16 protein-coding genes are annotated in these 17,925 nt (G+C 30.7%); 6 read left to right on the plus strand and 10 right to left on the minus strand.

Annotation, left to right across the window (positions count from 1 at the left end):
* Positions 1-95 precede the first annotated feature (95 nt).
* The 5 genes from ACM55H_RS17635 to ACM55H_RS17655 all read right to left on the minus strand — a co-directional run bounded on the left by ACM55H_RS17635 (position 96) and on the right by ACM55H_RS17655 (position 2,395).
* Positions 96-416, minus strand: a complete 321-nt coding sequence (locus tag ACM55H_RS17635) for a 7(1) septoil knot domain-containing protein (RefSeq protein ID WP_416837765.1) — start codon at positions 414-416, stop codon at positions 96-98.
* The gene (locus ACM55H_RS17640; protein ID WP_416837766.1) at positions 413-646 is read right to left on the minus strand and encodes a hypothetical protein; all 234 of its coding nucleotides are present in this window, start codon (positions 644-646) and stop codon (positions 413-415) included. The genes ACM55H_RS17635 and ACM55H_RS17640 overlap by 4 nt, the downstream gene beginning before the upstream one ends.
* A 6-nt stretch (positions 647-652) precedes the next feature.
* The gene (locus tag ACM55H_RS17645; protein ID WP_416837767.1) at positions 653-1,054 is read right to left on the minus strand and encodes a hypothetical protein; all 402 of its coding nucleotides are present in this window, start codon (positions 1,052-1,054) and stop codon (positions 653-655) included.
* Between the two features lie 26 nt (positions 1,055-1,080).
* The gene (locus tag ACM55H_RS17650; RefSeq protein WP_416837768.1) at positions 1,081-1,644 is read right to left on the minus strand and encodes a hypothetical protein; all 564 of its coding nucleotides are present in this window, start codon (positions 1,642-1,644) and stop codon (positions 1,081-1,083) included.
* Positions 1,645-2,161: 517 nt separating this feature from the next.
* The gene (locus ACM55H_RS17655; RefSeq protein WP_416837769.1) at positions 2,162-2,395 is read right to left on the minus strand and encodes a DUF4382 domain-containing protein; all 234 of its coding nucleotides are present in this window, start codon (positions 2,393-2,395) and stop codon (positions 2,162-2,164) included.
* Between the two features lie 1,373 nt (positions 2,396-3,768).
* On the opposite strand from ACM55H_RS17655, the gene ACM55H_RS17660 reads away from it, so the two are divergent.
* The gene (locus tag ACM55H_RS17660) at positions 3,769-5,928 is read left to right on the plus strand and encodes a TonB-dependent receptor (protein ID WP_416837770.1); all 2,160 of its coding nucleotides are present in this window, start codon (positions 3,769-3,771) and stop codon (positions 5,926-5,928) included.
* Positions 5,929-6,411: 483 nt separating this feature from the next.
* Here ACM55H_RS17660 and ACM55H_RS17665 read toward each other — a convergent pair whose 3' ends face one another.
* From ACM55H_RS17665 to ACM55H_RS17680, 4 genes are all read right to left on the minus strand, one after another.
* Positions 6,412-6,774 (minus strand): hypothetical protein, encoded by a 363-nt coding sequence (locus ACM55H_RS17665; RefSeq protein ID WP_416837771.1) that lies wholly within the window; start codon positions 6,772-6,774, stop codon positions 6,412-6,414.
* Between the two features lie 473 nt (positions 6,775-7,247).
* Positions 7,248-7,733 carry a hypothetical protein gene (locus ACM55H_RS17670; RefSeq protein ID WP_416837772.1) on the minus strand — a complete coding sequence of 162 codons (486 nt, stop codon included), beginning with the start codon at positions 7,731-7,733 and terminating at the stop codon, positions 7,248-7,250.
* 163 nt (positions 7,734-7,896) lie between these two features.
* Positions 7,897-8,574: a hypothetical protein gene (locus ACM55H_RS17675; protein WP_416837773.1), complete on the minus strand. Its 678-nt coding sequence runs from the start codon at positions 8,572-8,574 to the stop codon at positions 7,897-7,899.
* A 153-nt stretch (positions 8,575-8,727) separates the two neighbouring features.
* Positions 8,728-9,759: a hypothetical protein gene (locus ACM55H_RS17680; protein WP_416837774.1), complete on the minus strand. Its 1,032-nt coding sequence runs from the start codon at positions 9,757-9,759 to the stop codon at positions 8,728-8,730.
* Between the two features lie 236 nt (positions 9,760-9,995).
* On the opposite strand from ACM55H_RS17680, the gene ACM55H_RS17685 reads away from it, so the two are divergent.
* The 5 genes from ACM55H_RS17685 (at position 9,996) to ACM55H_RS17705 (ending at position 15,709) form a co-directional block, all read left to right on the plus strand.
* Positions 9,996-10,517: an RNA polymerase sigma factor gene (locus tag ACM55H_RS17685; RefSeq protein WP_416837775.1), complete on the plus strand. Its 522-nt coding sequence runs from the start codon at positions 9,996-9,998 to the stop codon at positions 10,515-10,517.
* Between the two features lie 45 nt (positions 10,518-10,562).
* Positions 10,563-11,462 carry a FecR family protein gene (locus ACM55H_RS17690; RefSeq protein WP_416837776.1) on the plus strand — a complete coding sequence of 300 codons (900 nt, stop codon included), beginning with the start codon at positions 10,563-10,565 and terminating at the stop codon, positions 11,460-11,462.
* Positions 11,463-11,471: 9 nt separating this feature from the next.
* Entirely contained in the window at positions 11,472-14,006 is a 2,535-nt protein-coding gene (locus ACM55H_RS17695) for a TonB-dependent receptor (protein WP_416837777.1), read from the plus strand.
* Positions 14,007-14,632: 626 nt separating this feature from the next.
* Positions 14,633-15,049, plus strand: a complete 417-nt coding sequence (locus ACM55H_RS17700) for a helix-turn-helix domain-containing protein (RefSeq protein ID WP_416837780.1) — start codon at positions 14,633-14,635, stop codon at positions 15,047-15,049.
* A gap of 192 nt (positions 15,050-15,241) precedes the next feature.
* Positions 15,242-15,709, plus strand: a complete 468-nt coding sequence (locus tag ACM55H_RS17705; protein ID WP_416837778.1) for a CHRD domain-containing protein — start codon at positions 15,242-15,244, stop codon at positions 15,707-15,709.
* Positions 15,710-16,280: 571 nt separating this feature from the next.
* Here ACM55H_RS17705 and ACM55H_RS17710 read toward each other — a convergent pair.
* A partial coding sequence (locus ACM55H_RS17710; RefSeq protein ID WP_416837779.1) for a TonB-dependent receptor family protein occupies positions 16,281-17,925 on the minus strand: 1,645 nt, incomplete at its 5' end.

A 17,925-nucleotide genomic window follows, 5' to 3' on the forward strand; every position in this document is an offset into this window, starting at 1 on the left:
TCAATTTACCCCGAAATTAGGTGGTCAATTTGGATTGGAAAGTGGTGGTCAATTTGCTCCGGAACTGGTGGTCAATTTACACTGGAAAGTGGTGGTCAATTTGACCGGTTTTTCCACCAACCTGCTTGATTTGGATATTCTACAAAATAAATTTTTAAATCAGCTAGATTATCATATTTTACAAAATATACACTCTTATTCGCTTGATTAGAATATTCAGTAAAAAACCATAAACCTTCATTTTTACCAACTTGGTTATCATATTTCACTTTATAAACTTTTAAGTCGGCTTTGTTTGGGTAATCAACTAAGAAAACTTTTATATCTGCTTGATTAGAATATTGAGCAGAATATATTTTTTGGGCATTTATATTTGCATAAACCATAAAAAAAATTAATAAAAAACTGAATCTCATCTTTCTACATAATTAAATTTATTTATTGCGTCTAATCTATTCCCCTCAAATTCTGGGTGTTTTTTTAACAAATAATCAATTACATCAATCCAATAATGTTTAGAGCATTTTTTATTATTATTTGGTCTGATAAATTTTATTTTTAAAGCAAATTTTGCCCAAGAAATAATGCAAGGAGAGAGAGTTTTATGATTTTCATCTTTTATAGTTAAATTAATTTTTTTGCTCATTTAATTTTATTCTTGATTACTTAATAGCACTATGTTACTGTTTTTTTTATAAAAACAGCTATTGTAAAAACTAAGCTTTTTGTTAGTTCCTTTTATCCATTTATATTCGCCATTAAATTGTTCCGCAGCACCATAAGTGTTTGGATTGCTTAATCCATATATTGTCAAATTATTATTTTCATCTATTTTGAAATGACCGAATGTTGAGCATGATTTATTACTACGATTTCCTGAATAAAATTCAATTATTCTATCCTCTCCTTCTTTTTTAATTTCGATATAATTTGAAGTCCCACAATAAATGTCTGTTTTACAACCATCAACATCATAAATTCCAAGATCTGGTCCGCTTTTTTTACACGATATGGCAATAAATCCAAATATTAAAATTGCAATTTTTGTTTTCATTTATCTATTTTTTTAAGTTAAATATTTTATTCATTCTTACCTTTTTTGAACCCTTCACACCAACACTCCTTATTATCAGCCCATCCTTCATAAGGATAAGCTGTCTCGCAATCTGTTAGAACCCCTCTTTGTAATCTTCCTTCTTTAACCCCTTGATTATAACTCTCCATATCAGAGCAAGGATTTTGAGTTGTTGAATTACTATTTTCGTAAGAAGAATTATTGTCAGATTTTTTACTATTATTCAATGAAACTGCTAAAAAAATCACAACAAATACACAAGCTATTATAATGAAATTTTGTTTTCCTTTCTTTCCAGCAATATTTAGCTCTTCTGATTTTTCAGAATCCTTGTATTTTTCAATTAATTCAGGACTATTGTGATAGTCCGATTTAGTTAATGCTTTTATCGTTTTTATTTTATCAAGCATCCCAACATTATATTTAGTTAGAACGCTTTTTATTTTCGCATTTACTTTTTCTTTTTCAAAAAGAGAGCTTGTTTTTAAATCTGCAGATAATTTTGATAAAACATATAAATCTTTATCTTTAATACTGTACTTTTTTTGAATGTCTAATAATTCTTGCATATAAATTAGTTTTGAAAATTTGTGGTGCATCAAACATATAACTTAGACGGTTTTTATGTGAAAAATATATGCGAAACAATACTTTCAAGTATATTTTACCGCTAAAAGAAAATTTCTTACTGCAGAAACGAAAATAAAGCCCCAACCTCGCTGATTTACCACAATCCCTACCGCAGTTTTTTAAACTGTGCCCACAACAGTGAGCAAATTAGGATTGATTTTTTCAGTCTACAATCTGGGTCGGTTTTTTAATTTGATTGCGCCAAATCTATGAAAAACAATATTTACGAAGTATTGGCTTTCTATTTTGTGTTCTAAGAACACTTTTTATGGCTTTTTTTTCACTCCGTTTTTGAAAAGCTAAATCAAACTTCTTTTTTCAAAAAAAAAATGAAAGATACAAAAGGAAATATTATTCCAACTTGTGAAGTGTTGTTTAAGTTAGACTCAACAAAAAATGAAGATGGTGAGTGGATGGTTAATGGAGATCATTACTATCCTAAACATAGATTATTTGCTATGGAATTATTAGTAAATCAGTAGCTATAAGTGTACTGATACCATTAGAAAAATAAAGTAGGTTATAAACACCTTTAGTCAAATTTAATGTTACAGTTTGTCCAGTATCACTGGTTACTTCTACACCTTGTATATTCACATTTACTTTATCATACGGACCAGGAGCATCAGTCAATCGTACAGTATATGGATAACTGGAATTTGTTTCATCATTAGTATTACCGGAATACATTAATAATTCCAAGCAGGATGAAAGATAGAATAGTTTTCGTTTTTAGGTTATAAATTAATTTTACAAAAAAACAATCGGTATTTATTCAAAATAGTAGTTATACTTTTCTTTTGGAGATTTATTAGACCCTTAAAGTTGAATAAAGTTTGGAATAATTGTAACTATTTTTCAAAAATTAAAAATGAATGCAATTCATAGATCCTTTTTAATAAAAAACCTTCATCCTATTATTTTAGAGTTAAATATTTAATCAATATAATCTAATTGTAAAATCAATCGATATAACAACTCTTAAATATTTACCTTTGCAAAAAATCAAAAAAAAGTAATTTGATGCCCCCGCTCTCCTAAGAACACCTAAAGGTCTTCTTTTATGGTGGGCAAAGTCCTGACTTTGCGCTATTTTTTTAATAGTCTTATTAAAAGGCTACATCAACCATTACAAATATAGCAAATCCACCAGAGGAGTATAAACTACCATTAAAGATTATAATAAAAATTTTCCGTAAAGAAGAAACACCCTTACCTCAATTTTTTAGTGATTTCGAAAAAGAATACGGTGTCAAGTATTAAAATGGAATTAATGATAAATGAATAAATATTACGTTAAAAGAGATGCCTAGGCATCTCTTTCTGTTTTATGGCGGTGAGTAATACTTATCAATTCGGGATTAAAGCTTATCAAAAAAGGATTTTCTGATTTCGAGCTAAAAAGTAACTCTCTATATGTTCTATATTTGAGGTATGGGGATTTATTGTGGTTTGGTTTTTAGGTCTTTACCTGAGAGGAAAGATATATGAGTTTAGGTAAAATAGTCATTATAATGATAGTTGGAGAACTAGACGGAAGAAATGAAAAAGATGCTTGGTTGGACTTACCCCCAAAAGTTGGACGGTTAACCTAATCCTTCATTTATGAATTACGGTCAATTTTGCTGACAAAACAAGATTATTGTTTGTACATTTGCGACGATGAAAGGATGCATTAAAATAGTACTTCTAATTCTGATATCGTGTTGCTATGTCAACACCATATTTGAATTTTCGGATACCGAGGAGAAGGCTAATTTTGAAAATGAAAGTCACGCCTATATTCAACAATTTAGTAAACAAATCTTTATAAACAGCGTAACACAAAGTATTCCGCATTGCGACATTAATTGTGACACGCCAATTCCATTCCATTTAAGTGCAATTCTACCTGCATCTAAATGCAATTCATTCTACAAAAGCTCTTTCTTTCCAAAACCGGATAAGCTTTTTATTCTGTATTCTTCTTACTTGATTTGATGATTTTCTGATTTGACTTTTATAGGCAATTGCTACGCAGTTGCCAGTTTTACTATTTCAGAACAATTCTATTTAAATTTAAAATGAAAAAAATAATATTCATTCTTTTGCTATTTCCATTTTTAGTAACTGCCCAAAACACTTTTAAAGCAATCATCAAAGATGAAAAAACAAAAGAAGCACTTGACAGCGTTTCCGTATTTCTAACCGGAACTCAAAACGGCTCAACTTCTGACGCGAAAGGTTTTGTAGTAATTGAAAACATTCCTAGCGGTAAACAAACCATTGTTTTCAGTTCTTTTGGTTACCGAAAAATTGAAAAAAATATTTTATTCCCGCAAAATGAAACCATTGTAATATTTCTTGAACCAACATCGGAAGAATTAGAAGAAGTTAAAGTTACCTCAACAAGAAGTAGCAGAACAATAAAAAACACTCCGACTCGAATCGAAGCTATTGCAGCGGGCGAATTAGACGAAAAATCCTCGATGCAACCGGGAAATATCAAAATGTTGCTTACCGAAAGCACGGGGATTCAAACGCAACAAACTTCCCAAGTTTCGGGAAGTGCAAGTATTCGCATTCAAGGATTAGATGGGAAGTATACACAACTTTTACAAGACGGATTTCCTTTGTATTCGGGTTTTGCAAGTGGTTTGAGTATATTGCAAATTCCTCCTTTGAATTTAAAACGCGTGGAAGTTATCAAAGGTTCCACTTCAACACTTTATGGTGGCGGAGCCATTGCGGGATTGATAAACTTGATCACAAAAGAACCAACCGACACAAGAGAAATTTCATTTTTGGCAAACATAAATCAAACTCAAGCGTTGGATTTAAGTAGTTTTTATGCTGAAAAATATAAGAAATCAGGACTTACAATTTATGCTTCAAGTAATTCCCAAAATGCTTATGATGTGAATAATGACGGCTTTTCAGATATTCCAAAATTTGACAGGTATACCATAAATCCAAAATTTTTCTATTATCCAAATGAAAAAACAACATTTAGCTTAGGTGTTAACGCAGGATTTGAAAACCGAATAGGTGGCGATATGCAAGTAATAGACAACAAATCAGATGCTACACATACGTTCTTTGAGCGAAATAACAGTAACCGGTATTCAACACAGGCAAAGTTTGAAAAGATATTTGACAATAAAAACATATTGACAATTAAAAATAGCGTTGGATATTTTAACCGAAAAATAGAAAAACAAACTTATAATTTTGAGGGTCAGCAAATAGCCACTTTTACAGAAGTTAATTATTTAATCCCTAACGAAAAATCAGAATGGAATTTGGGCGCGAATTTAGTTTCGGATAATTTCAAACAAATTAATTTAGTCGCTGACAAATTAGATTATTACAATGCTGCCTTTGGTATTTTTGCTCAAAACAATCTGAACATAAGCGAAAAATTTATTTTGGAAAGCGGTTTACGTTTAGACATTACAAACAGAAGCAATGTTTTTGTTTTGCCTCGTTTGTCCTTACTGTATAAAATCAATGAAAAGTTGTCTTCACGATTTGGCGGTGGTTTAGGTTACAAATCACCAACCATTTTCTCGGAAGAAACCGAAGAAAAAGCTTTTCAAAATATAAATTCACTGGACTTTTCAAAAGTCAATCCTGAAAAATCATATGGATTAAATGCTGACGTTAATTACAGAACTACCATTTTTGACGAACTAAGTTTTACCATTAATCAAATGTTTTTTTATACCATTATCAAAAACCCGTTAGTTCTTAATCCAGTTCCATCGACAGTAAATTATGCCTTTGGAAATGCCAACGGAAATATAGAAACCAAAGGTTTTGAAACAAACGTAAAACTTCGTTTTGAGGATATTTCTTGTTACATAGGTTACACTTACATTGATGCACAAAGAAATTTTGATAATAATTCAACCATAAATCCATTAACAGCAAAACATAGAATAAATGCAAACGTAATGTATGAATGGGAAGAGAAATTGCGAATCGCTTACGAGGTCTTTTATGTTGGAAATCAGTATTTGACAAACAACGAAAAAGTTAGGGATTATTGGGTTATGGGAGTTTCGGGAGAATACAAGTTTAAATATTTTAGTTTATTCTTGAACCTTGAAAACTTTTTGGACAGCCGACAATCAAAATGGGAAAACATGTATTCTGGAACAATTCAAAATCCACAATTTAGAGAAGTTTACACGCCAACAGACGGATTTATATTGAACGGTGGAATAAAAATTAGGTTATAAACATTGTGAATGTAAGCACTACACAACAGTGGCAGCCGTTGCCAACTTCTCTAAAAATCTAAATCGACACTAAATAACATAAAAAACAACCTCGCTTAAGTCATTTTTAAGCGAGGTTTCTTTTTATAAAAAAAAAAATTAAACATTGTGGTTGTGCTAGTTGTAATTGTTTGGCTTCTCAAGGTGTTTGGACCTTTAAGTAGCTTGATGGATGTACATGTATAAAAAATACATGTCGCATTATTCAAATATCAGTTCTGAAATCGAACGGTCTTTAAAACAATAATCCTAAAACTAACAATCATGAATCTAAAAAAGATCGTTTGGAGTTTTCCAACTCGCTCAGATTTAATCCCAAAAAAAAAGCGCAAAGTTTATCACCTTGCGCAGCTTATAAGGAAGTATATTTTTTGGAAAGTATACCTTTGCACAGCTCAGATAGGATTCTTCAGCAAATATAATTATAAAAGGTAGTTCCTTTAATTAAGGACGAATTAAAAATCGTACTGTTGTTTTATCATTAGCTTGATTATAAATATCAACTATTAGATAGGTGTTAGCAGTAACACCTGTAATCAAATACGCAAAATCATAGTCGGTTTTATTTTTTGCTGTCGTATCATCCGTTAAAAATGGAGTACTTGATCCCTCTTTTGTAATTATAACCTTAGAAAGCGCAATCTCAGATTGGATATGGCCGCTCACTGTATATTCGCCTTGTGAATTAGCTTTACCCTCGGTTTGATTAAAAGTTATTGTTGGAAGTGCAGCATCATCCTTTGAGCATGAATTCAAAAATAATCCGCTCGCTAAAACGAATATTATAGTAATAAAAAAATATCTCATTCTCATAATTATTTGTATTTAAATTGTTATAAATTAAGTGGCAAGGTAACTTTCTTTTCTTAAGCAATTTGTTAAAGTCTTAAAAACAATTATACAAAACGAAAATGTTTTGGAAATACACAGACAAATTTACTATCAATTGCCTCGGACTCGCTCATAAGAAAGATAAAGAAATTGGAAAAAAGTAAATATTATAAAGTGTTTCTAAACACTCTCTCGACTATTTAAAGCATTATCATAAAGAAGCGAGGAACTTCTTTGCACAATTAATGATGTTAAAAGAGGTCACGGTAGAATGGCTTATTTAGAAGACTAGTGAGACACTACCGAATAGAAGTAAAAAGAGACTACCTTTTAAAGATAGCTTCTTTTTTAATAAATCCGTTTTAATTTAATTAGTCCTTGTCATCTAAGTCTGTTTCATTTTCAAGCAGATTTTGGGATCCCTCTCTTCTATCATTTTTTATCAGGAATTAGTCTCTTTCATGCTCATCCCCATGTTTACTTCCATGCCCCTCATCATTGTCATAATCATCATTGTCATATTCTCTTCGATTATCACATTCTCTTCGATTATTATTATAACTTATTGATCTTTGTGGTCTGCCATGATAACCTCTGTAATATCTCATTCTATCATTATCAAAATTTCTATAAGGTCTTGAACCATGATAATCATTCAAAACCACTTTATATCCATTGTATAGGTCATAATTTCTATACTCTCTAGGCAAATATCTTGATCGTATCCATCTTCCTCCATCAAAATAAATAAATTGAGTAGCTCTTATATCATAATAAGCTTCAACATCTGGCAAATAATAATAGTCTGCCTCCTCATATCCTATAGGACCCCAAGATGGTGGTGAACCTATGTTTAGACTTACTGAAATTTGTGCATGAATTGAGTTGGATGCAAAAAGGATTATTCCTGCAGCGATTAATTTTAATGTTCTCATTTTTGAATATTTAATTTAATGATTTTATATTAACTCTTGATATAAATACTTTTTTTGCAAATCCAACAACTGTGCCAGTATAAATTAGTTAACATTTAATTAATATTTTGCTTTAAAAAAAAAGAGAAGCTACTTCGGCTTCTCTTTTTTTTTTAAATTTTAATTAGTCTTTGTCATCCAAGTCTGTTTCTTGCTCAAGTAGCGATTTTATTTGCTCCCCTAAATCATGGTGTGCATCATCATTATCAGTACTGATTTCTATAACTCCATCGCCATCGGTATCCTGAAGTAGATTTTGATTGGCTAATGTTGTTAACTTTGCCATTAGAGCGTCCAGTTGTATTTTAATATTAAGAGTTACATCATTACTATTAACTGTAAAATCTTTAGTTGGATCTGCAAAATCCATTTTAAGTTCAGTATCCTCGCTACTCCAAATAATAAAGTTTTTACCATTTATAGTACCTTTAATTAAAAAAGTTTTACCTTCCATTTCGCCAGGTTGAATACTTTTTTCAAACTTAAACTTAATTTCCTCATATTTCGCATTTGGAACAGTTACAGAAGTGATAAATTGAGACAAAGTTTTGTTAGGATCAAGGAGATCTAATAAAAAAGGGCCTACAAGTTTAATGTCCTCATGTATAGAATCCTCGTTATGCCTAACATCTTCTTCATCAGTTTCTAATTTAATATTTCCAATGTTAATCTTAAAGTCGGTGATAGTAACGGAAGATGCCACACGAGCTGTAGTGGAAGTCATGCCTGTTGCAGACACAGCAGATGCTTTCAATGTAACATTTCCATTAACCGAAGGGTTATCTGTACAAGAACTTGCCATTATGACCAGTAAAGCTAAAATTGATAGTTTTTTCATTTTATATAGTATTTAAGGGGTTAAGTAATTAAGAATTACGATTTTTAGCAACCTATTTATATATGAATTTATAAAACTTGGTTTCTTAAAATTTAAAGTAATTAATAGGGTTTATATTTAGTTTTTAGTAAAATACAGATAATCCGTTTCTCCACTGCTACTGCTTTCCTTTTTCAGTCTAACGCTGGTAGTAGTATATTCCGTAATTTTCCAATCGTCTTTTAATTCATCTAATTTACTGTCATCAAATTTCAACTGCAATTTATCTTGGTCACTATTTACAAAAGTTAACCAAGTTCCGCCAATATTATTAGTTCCTTTTACAGCCACAACAGTCCCATTAGAATTGAAAGTAAAATTATAACCATTGTAATTTGAAGTTTCGTCAATTTTGTTAAAAAAGTAAGAAACATGCCATGTCCCATCTTTCAAAATCGAGGTGAAATTCAGATTTCCTCCACCAACTGAATTATTATTACAATCTTTAATACTAGTTTCAATATTATTTTCGAAATCTGAGTTGTTTGTAATTACAACATTTTGACCATTAAAGTTTGTAATAGAAACTGGATAGTTGATAGAAATAAACACATTACTTTCTATGTTTTCTAAAAAGTTATATAAGTCTTTATCGTTTTGAAAAATAACAGTACTTGCAATTTGATTATTTGCATTGTAAATATTAATTTTTATTGGGTAATTTATATGTATACAGTCAATTTCATCAAACCCATCCTCTTTATGACAATTATTACTAACGTCATTTAATTGATCTGAATTTGCAATGAGTTGCGTAGTGAAATTTTGATACTGAATTGTTATTGGATAAACAAAGTTTACTATATCATCATCATTTGTAAAGGCATCTAATGCAGCTTGAACTTTTAAATAATCATTTTGGTTGGATACTGTAATTTGCTTTCCATCTACAATAACAATAACTGGCAACTGAACATTAAAACAACTGGAATTGTCCAAAACATTATCCTTAGAAGTAGGGTTTTGTGATACCCTAGAAATCAAATCCGTAAGAGGAGAGACGGCCGTTAAGTTTTGAGTAGTATCTTGAATAACCAATGTTTCCTCATTTTGACAAGAAATAAATACTATTGCCGTAAAGCTCATTAATAAATATTTAATCGTTTTCATATATAGCTAATATTTGTTTTTTGACGGAATCTGGAATTGGTTATTTTTTATATTGTTTTTGTTTGTGTCATCGAACCCCGTTTCGTATACCCCCATCAGTATTTATATCGAGTTTTCTTTATGCTCATTTCCTATAAAAAATTAGAGGTTTTGATAATAAAACAGTTTACATCAATATTACCCTACCAAAATTTAAAAATAAATATACCTTTGTAAGGTAAATAATTACGGAATAAATGACAACAAACTCATTATCAGAAACTTGTAACAAAATTATTTTTTCAACCTTTTTCAAAAGTCATGCTAAGTCACTTCGCAATTTTCTTTTTTATAAGTATGGAAATAAAGACCAAGCTGATGATTTAACTCAAGAAGCTTTTATTAAACTCTGGCAAAACTGTGCTGCGGTTCCCATTGAAAAAGCGAAATCATACATATATACAATTGCCAATAATAACTCTCTTAACGAAATTGCACATCAAAAAGTAGTTTTGGAATATGAAAAAAATTTTACGGGTCTTGATAAAACAAATGAAAACCCGGAATTTTTACTCGAAGAAAAGGAATTCAAAAGCAAGCTCTTAAAATCAATTGAAAATTTGAATGAAACACAACGAGTTGCTTTTTTGATGCATCGAATTGATGACAAAAAATATAGCGAAATTGCAGACGAATTAAATATAAGTGTTAAAGCAGTTGAAAAGCGAATACATTTGGCTTTAGTTGAACTAAGAAAAGAAATTGATAGTATAAAGTAGGGTAAATTTGTTTTTACTTGTTTTAAACATAATAAGATTAATACAATGGAAGAGAATCACATTTTAGCAAAATGGTTAAACAACGATTTGACAGAAGCCGAATTAGCTGAATTTAAAGCTAATCCTGATTATGAAAAATATGAAAAAATTAAAAACTATACTGCTCATTTAAAAGTACCGGATTTTAATGAAGAGAAAATTTTAGAAAACACTCTTAGTCATAAAAAGATTATACCTAAAGTTATTCCTTTATACAAAAACTGGCTATTTAAAGTGGCTGCCATTTTAGTTATCGGGTTAGGAATTACATTTATGGTGCAAAATTTTGCCTCACAAACTCAATATGCACCAAATGGCAAAAGAACCACTTTTTCGTTGCCGGATAATTCCGAAGTAGTTTTGAATGCAGGTTCAGAAATTGAATATAAAAAGGGGAATTGGGACAATAACCGAAACCTTGAGTTAGATGGCGAAGCCTATTTTAAAGTAGCTAAAGGCAAAAAATTTGAAGTTAGAACTGTTCTTGGAAAAGTGGCTGTTCTTGGAACTCAATTCAATGTTAAAGCAAGGAAAAATCGTTTTGATGTAACTTGTTTTGAAGGAAGGGTAAAAGTAAATTACAAAAACAAAGAGGTAATTTTGACCCGCGGGCAAAATGTTATTTTTGAAAATGGAAAGCAGATAAATGCAATAGTTAATACTTCTAAACCAGAATGGCTACAAAATAAAATTGCTTTTAATAAAGAAAATTTACGCAACATATTAGATGAAATTCAAAGGCAATATAACGTTTCTATTGAAGTAAAAGTAAAATATTCTGATGAATTATTTACTGGAAAAATTCCTATTGACAATCTTGATGTTGCCCTTCAAATTATTGCAACAACCTATCATTTAGAACCGAATAAAATTGCTCCCAACGAAATAATTTTTGAAGAAAAATAAGTGTTTTTAATGAAACGTATTGGTGTCTTATTTTTTTGCTTTGTTTTTGTCTTGAGTATAAAGGCCCAAGACAAAAGCAAAGCAATTGCATTAAAAGATATTCTGCAATCAATAGAAAAACAACATCATATTTATTTTAATTACATTGATAATGAAATAGTTGTTTTTAAAATTGTACCTCCAAAAAAATCGTTGTCTTTGAACAAGAAGATTAATTATCTTCAAAAGAAAACCAATCTCTTTTTTGAAAACATAGACAATAAATTTATTAATATTTTTAACAATAAAGAATTAGATACACAAAATATTTGTGGATATGTATTTTCGAAAGATGATAATTCTCCGCTTGAAAATGTGAACATTAAGTTTTTAGGTACTGGTACTGTAACTAATAAAAAGGGATATTTTGAACTAAAAAAAGAGACCATAACTGATTTACTGGTCAGTTATGTTGGATTTGCCACTAAAAAAATTTCTGTTTCTAATTTACAAAATAAAAATTGCCTTAAAATTTATCTTGAAGTTGAAGTTTCGGGCTTAAATAATATAATAGCGAATCATTTTTTAACATCTGGAATTTCAAAAACAATTGATGGGACATTTGAAATAAAACCGAAGAGACTCGGAATATTGCCTGGTTTAATTGAACCCGATGTTTTACAAACCATGTTGCAAATTCCCGGTATTTATAGTGTTGAAGAAAGTATTTCTAGCATTAATGTGAGAGGAGGTACACATGATCAAAACTTATTTTTGTGGAATGGTATCAAAATGTACCAAACGGGACATTTTTTCGGTTTAATTTCGGCGTTCAATCCTAATTTAGCCCATACTATTTCTATAACTAAAAATGGGAGTTCTGCTTTTTTTGGAGAAAGTGTATCGAGTGTTGTTGATATGTCCTCTAACCCAAATAACTCAGAAGGAAACAGTTTTGGCGCAGGAATAAATATGATTAATGCGGACATTTATTCAAAGTTTAATATCGCAAAAAAAGGTTTCTTGGAAATTTCTGGAAGAAAATCCATAGCCGATTTAGTACAAACACCTACCTATAAAGAATATTATAATAAGGCTTTTCAAAACACAAGTATTATTAATTTTTCCAATAATCAAAATGTTGATTATACAAGTGACAAGAAATTTAATTTTTACGACATTACAGCTAAATATTCTCAAAATATTGGACGAAAAGATCATCTTATTTTAGATTTTATAACTATAAATGACCAACTTAAAGTTTTTCAAACCACCCGAATTAATACTATAATTCAGTCGGAAAATAATATTTTATATCAAAAAAATTATGGAGGTAATCTTTCATGGAAACGAAACTGGAATGCAAAAAACAATAGTACTATCAATGTTTATACTTCGTCCTATGAACTTGATGCCGAAAAAAATAGAATAGAGGATAATCAAACTGTAAAGCAGCAAAACAAAGTGTTAGACAATGGTTTTAAACTAGAGAATAGACATATAATCAATTCAAAATTTACTTTTAATAATGGATATCAATTCAACGAAATTGGTACTATAAATTTAGATGAAATAAATAGTCCAATATTTTACCGAAGAATTAAAGAAGTTCTGCGAACTCATGCGCTCATAGTTGAAGGAAAATATAACGATACTTTATCCAAAATATATTTTAATACAGGATTGCGATTAAATTATATAGAGAAATTTAAAAAATACCTTTTTGAACCAAGATTACAGTTTAATTATGCTATCACCAAACATTTTAATTTAGAAGTACTAGGTGAATTCAAAAGCCAAAACTGTTATCAGGTTATTGATCTGCAGAAAGATTATTTTGGAATAGAAAAAAGACGGTGGATATTGGCAAATAACACTACGGTACCTATTCAAAAGAGTAAACAAGCATCAATTAATTTGTCTTATATCAAAAACAATTGGTTATTTACTTTGGAGAATTTTTATAAAAAAGTAACCGGAATTAACAGCTCAAGCCAAGGATTTCAAAACCAATTAGAATTTGTAAAAACTAATGGTGATTATGAAGTCTTAGGAATTGAAATACTGGTTCAAAAGAAAATAAATCATTTTATTACTTGGTTGAGTTATACTTATAACAATAATAATTATCACTTTCCGGATTTAAAGCAACCTGTGTTTTCAAACAACTTTAAATTAGATCAAATTATCTCTTGGGCTGGAATCTATGAAAGAAAAAATCTAAAAATAGCATTGGGCTCAAAATGGTATTCTGGAAAACCCAAGACAACTCCTATGAGTTCAGCAATAAATTATAGTAATTCCTCAAATCCAAAAATTGATTATAATATCCCAAATAATAAAGTACTAGATGATTTTTTTCAAGTTAATTTTTCGACAACATACAAATGGAAAAGCTTGAATGAAATTCAATATAAACTAGGTTTCTCCGTATTGAATGTATTTAATCGAAAAAATGAAATTAATGAATATTATAGAATAAATACCATTACAAATTCTATTGAAGATGTTAAAACTTTTTCACTTCGGCGAACTCCAAATTTAAGCTTTAGAATAACTTATTAACCTAAATTCTTTCCGGAATATTAATCCCTAACAAACTGAAAGAAGGTGTAATTGTTACACATGGACTACTAAGAACTAACTTATGTGTTTTAGGATTTAATATCCGACTGCATTAATATATCACAATCGTTAGCACATTTTAAACTGTGCCCAGAACAGTGAGCAAATTAAGGTTGTTTTTTCAGCCCACAATCTGCACCGGATTTTTAATCTGATTGACCCAAATCTACTAAAACAATATCTAAGAAGTATTGGCTTTATATTTTTGCGCTCTAAGAACACTTTTTAACGCTTTTTACTATTCTTTTTTTGAAAAGCTAAATCAAACTTCTTTTTCAAAAAGAGAAATAATCGTAGTTTAAATCGTCTATATTTACTTTCAATTTAACAAAATTAGTTCGTTTAGAGGTTTTTGACGTACAGACCTTGTGTGGCTATTTTCGAGCGATAGAAAACTAAAATAGGAAAGAAGATTATATAAAAAGAATTAACACTATATTCATATTTATTGATGAAAATTTAGACGAAGAATTGACTTTGGAAAGTATTGCAAATATTCGATTTTATTCGCCATTTCACTTGCACAGAATTTTCAGGCAATTACAAAGGAAACGATAAACGAATAAATCACTCGTAAAAGAATTGAAAAAACTGCATCGATACTTTTGCACAAAAGAGAAGTAGCAATTACTGAACTTTCTTTACAATATGGATTTACCAGCAATTCATCATTCACAAGAACTTTTAAAAAATTTTACGGAATAAGTCCATCAGAATTTAGAAAATCTAGCCCAAATAAGTATAGCAAGATTGGTAAAGTTGAAAGCAAGAATGGACAAAAAAGTGGAATATTTGAAGAATATATTAGCAACATTAATAATCATAAAAATTGGATTATAATGAAAGCAAAAATTGAAATTAAAGAAATGCCTAAATTAGATTTAGCATTTATTACTCCGTCACCACCTTTACGTAAAGTGTTTGCCAAGTGTCACCTCTTCCATTTTTTCTTAGCTATTGTGTCCCATAATGATTTTAAATAGCAATCGAAGTTGATGTAAATAAATTATAGTCAACTGATAACCATTATTTTAACTAAGGATTAACCTCTTTATAAACATAAAAAACCTAAATTTACTATCCTTTTAAGCTTAGATTTAGGTTGTACTACCTAATGCCTTAAAGGGGATATCATTTCTTGATCATCCAGTTCTTTAACCTATAATTTTTTTGTCATGAAACACTTCTATAGATTTTTAGCAATTTCATTTTCTGTATTGGGTATCGTTTCCTGCGGCGGAGATGGTTACTCTAGTCCAACACCGACTCCTACACCAACTCCAAACTCGACAACTTTTAAAGCCACTTTAAATGGTACAAATGCAGGCACTGGGTCATCTGCAACAGGAACCGGAACACTTATATTCAGCAATACCACAAAAAAGTTTTCAATTACGGTAACCTATTCAGGAATGATAGCCACAGCAGCCCATATACACACAAGTACATCGACTCCTCCAGGAGCTATCGTTTTTCCTTTAATCGCTGGCGGCGGGGGCGGGTACCCAACAACCTACAGTCTTGACAATCAAGTTTTAAACACAACACAAGAAGCTGATCTTAAAGCTGGATCTTATTATGTAAACATACACAGCAATGCTTTCCCAGACGGAGAAATAAAAGGAACGCTTATTAAACAATAGGATCATATTTTTTTAATACAGTTCAGTCAGTAAAACCTTATTTTTACTTTTCTAAAAAAGACAGGTTTTACAGATTAAACATATTTTTGTACCCGACCACGCTGATATAACACAATCGCTAGCACAGTTTTTTAAACTGTGCCCACAACAGTGAGCAAATTAGGATTGATTTTTCACCCTGTAATCTGGGTCGTTTTTTTAATTTGATTGATCCAGATCTATGAAAAACCCGTTGTATAGTAAGTTCAGGACGGGACAAACCCGATTTGAGAACATTGTAATTCCACCGACAGGCAAACAAACCTTTAGATAATTAGATGAACCACTTGACGGACGAGTTTTTAATGTGGTGTTACGAAAAAAGGTAGTCAACTTAGATTGTTCATTTTTAGTTTTTTAACGCACCCAGCAACGCTAAAAAAAACTAAAAATTAGCAAGTAAGCCAAAGTTTCGAGACAACGAACTTTGGGCAAACATGGTACATCAAACTATAGGTACCTTTCTGAAATAAAAAACACACATATCAAAAGAAGAAATGTGTGTTTAAAAATTGAATTATAAGTACTTTGGTTATTGAAATTTAGCTGTAAAACCTAAATAAAAACTTCTTCCTACCGCAGGGATTATCCCTGGTCCAGGATATTCATCTGTTCTACGGGTAAAGTATGATTTATCAGTTAAATTATTGGCACCTAACTTAATTGCGAAATTTTTCAATTTGTAGGAAGCACTCCAGTCTAAAACAGTGTAAGCTGGAATATAACCCGCAACCGGATCTTCGCTGCTCATTGCATTTGAAGCGTCTCCGTAAGCATCTCCAACAGAATTAACCTGTAAAGTAGTCGATAATTTATTAGTGCTAAAAATTAAACCCACACGATTTATAGTTTTAGCAGCGGCTTCGACTCTTTTTCCTTTAAATTCTCCTGTGGTGTATTTTGCATCTACATAGGCAAAGGAATTAAAAATACTTAAACCAAAATTAGATTGTGAATTGAAGTATTTTAGAATATTAAACTCGATATAACTTTCGATACCTTGGTGTACACTGTTGGCAATATTTTTTCTAACAGAATAATAATCCCCAGTGATAGGGTCCGTCGCTAAAGTCACGCCAATACGTTTGTTATATGCCATATAAAATCCCCCAATGTCAAAATTCAGGTAATTTCTAATGGTACCTCTGTAGCCTAAATCACTGTTAAATCCTTTTGAATCTTTTAGGTTGGGGTCAATTTTAGAGCTAATTCCAAAAGGTTCTAATTGGCTGTAATCTATAGGGCGATAAGCTTGACTAGTATTGGCATAGATACTGGTGTTTTTTCCAGGTTTTAACTCCAATCCAAGTCCTGCTAATGCAAAAGTTCTATTTCTAACTTCATCTGTAAGTTGAATGTCGCCTTCTACTTCTTTATGCCCTTTGGCAGTACTTCTTAAATATTCAAATCGAAAGCCAGGAGTAACAGTAAAGTTTTTGGAGACTTTAAAAATGTTTTCTACAAACGGAGCTAGATTTGTGGTGCTAAAATCCAAATCATATCCCCAATCTCCTGAAATCGATAAATCAAAATCGCTATTTGTCGTTCCTTCTCCACCACCTTGACGCTTAAACCAAGCATAGCTTTGGCGAACACCGCCTGCAAAAGTTGATTTTTGATTTCCTAAAGAATAATTTTGTGAAAAACGTATTTCGGTGGTACTGTTATTCATTTTTTCGATTCCCACTTCTCTGGGAACAAAAGCATTTGTAGTAAGATCAATGTCGTCAGTAGCTGCTGCACCACCGTCTTCATTTTTCCAAACTAAAGAACGGCTACTAAATAAAAAAGTCGACTTAACGCTCAAAGTGCTGTTTTCTGAAGGAGTATAATTGGCGTAAGCCGTTATGATATTCCATGGACTTTTTAGCCAGTTTCTTGCTCGTGTTGATGTTTTTGGGTTTGCATTTGCATTGAATAAGCTATCGGTTAATCCTCCCGGCATTTTTATTTTATTTCGAAGTAAAGAATATTCAACTCCAAAATTTAATTTGTCGGAATGGTTGTATTGTATTTTTCCAAATGCTGAAACTTGTGATTGCTGGCTGTTGGGTCTGTACCCTTCCATATTACGGTATTGTAAAAAGCCATAGTAGCTTATTTTTTTATAATTCCCGCCAACAGAATTGAAGGAATTATATAAGCCATAACTTCCTATGGTTTGTGAAGTAGTGAAT

The sequence above is a fragment of the Flavobacterium cryoconiti genome (genome assembly GCF_048158645.1).
In the GTDB taxonomy this organism is placed as follows: domain Bacteria; phylum Bacteroidota; class Bacteroidia; order Flavobacteriales; family Flavobacteriaceae; genus Flavobacterium; species Flavobacterium cryoconiti.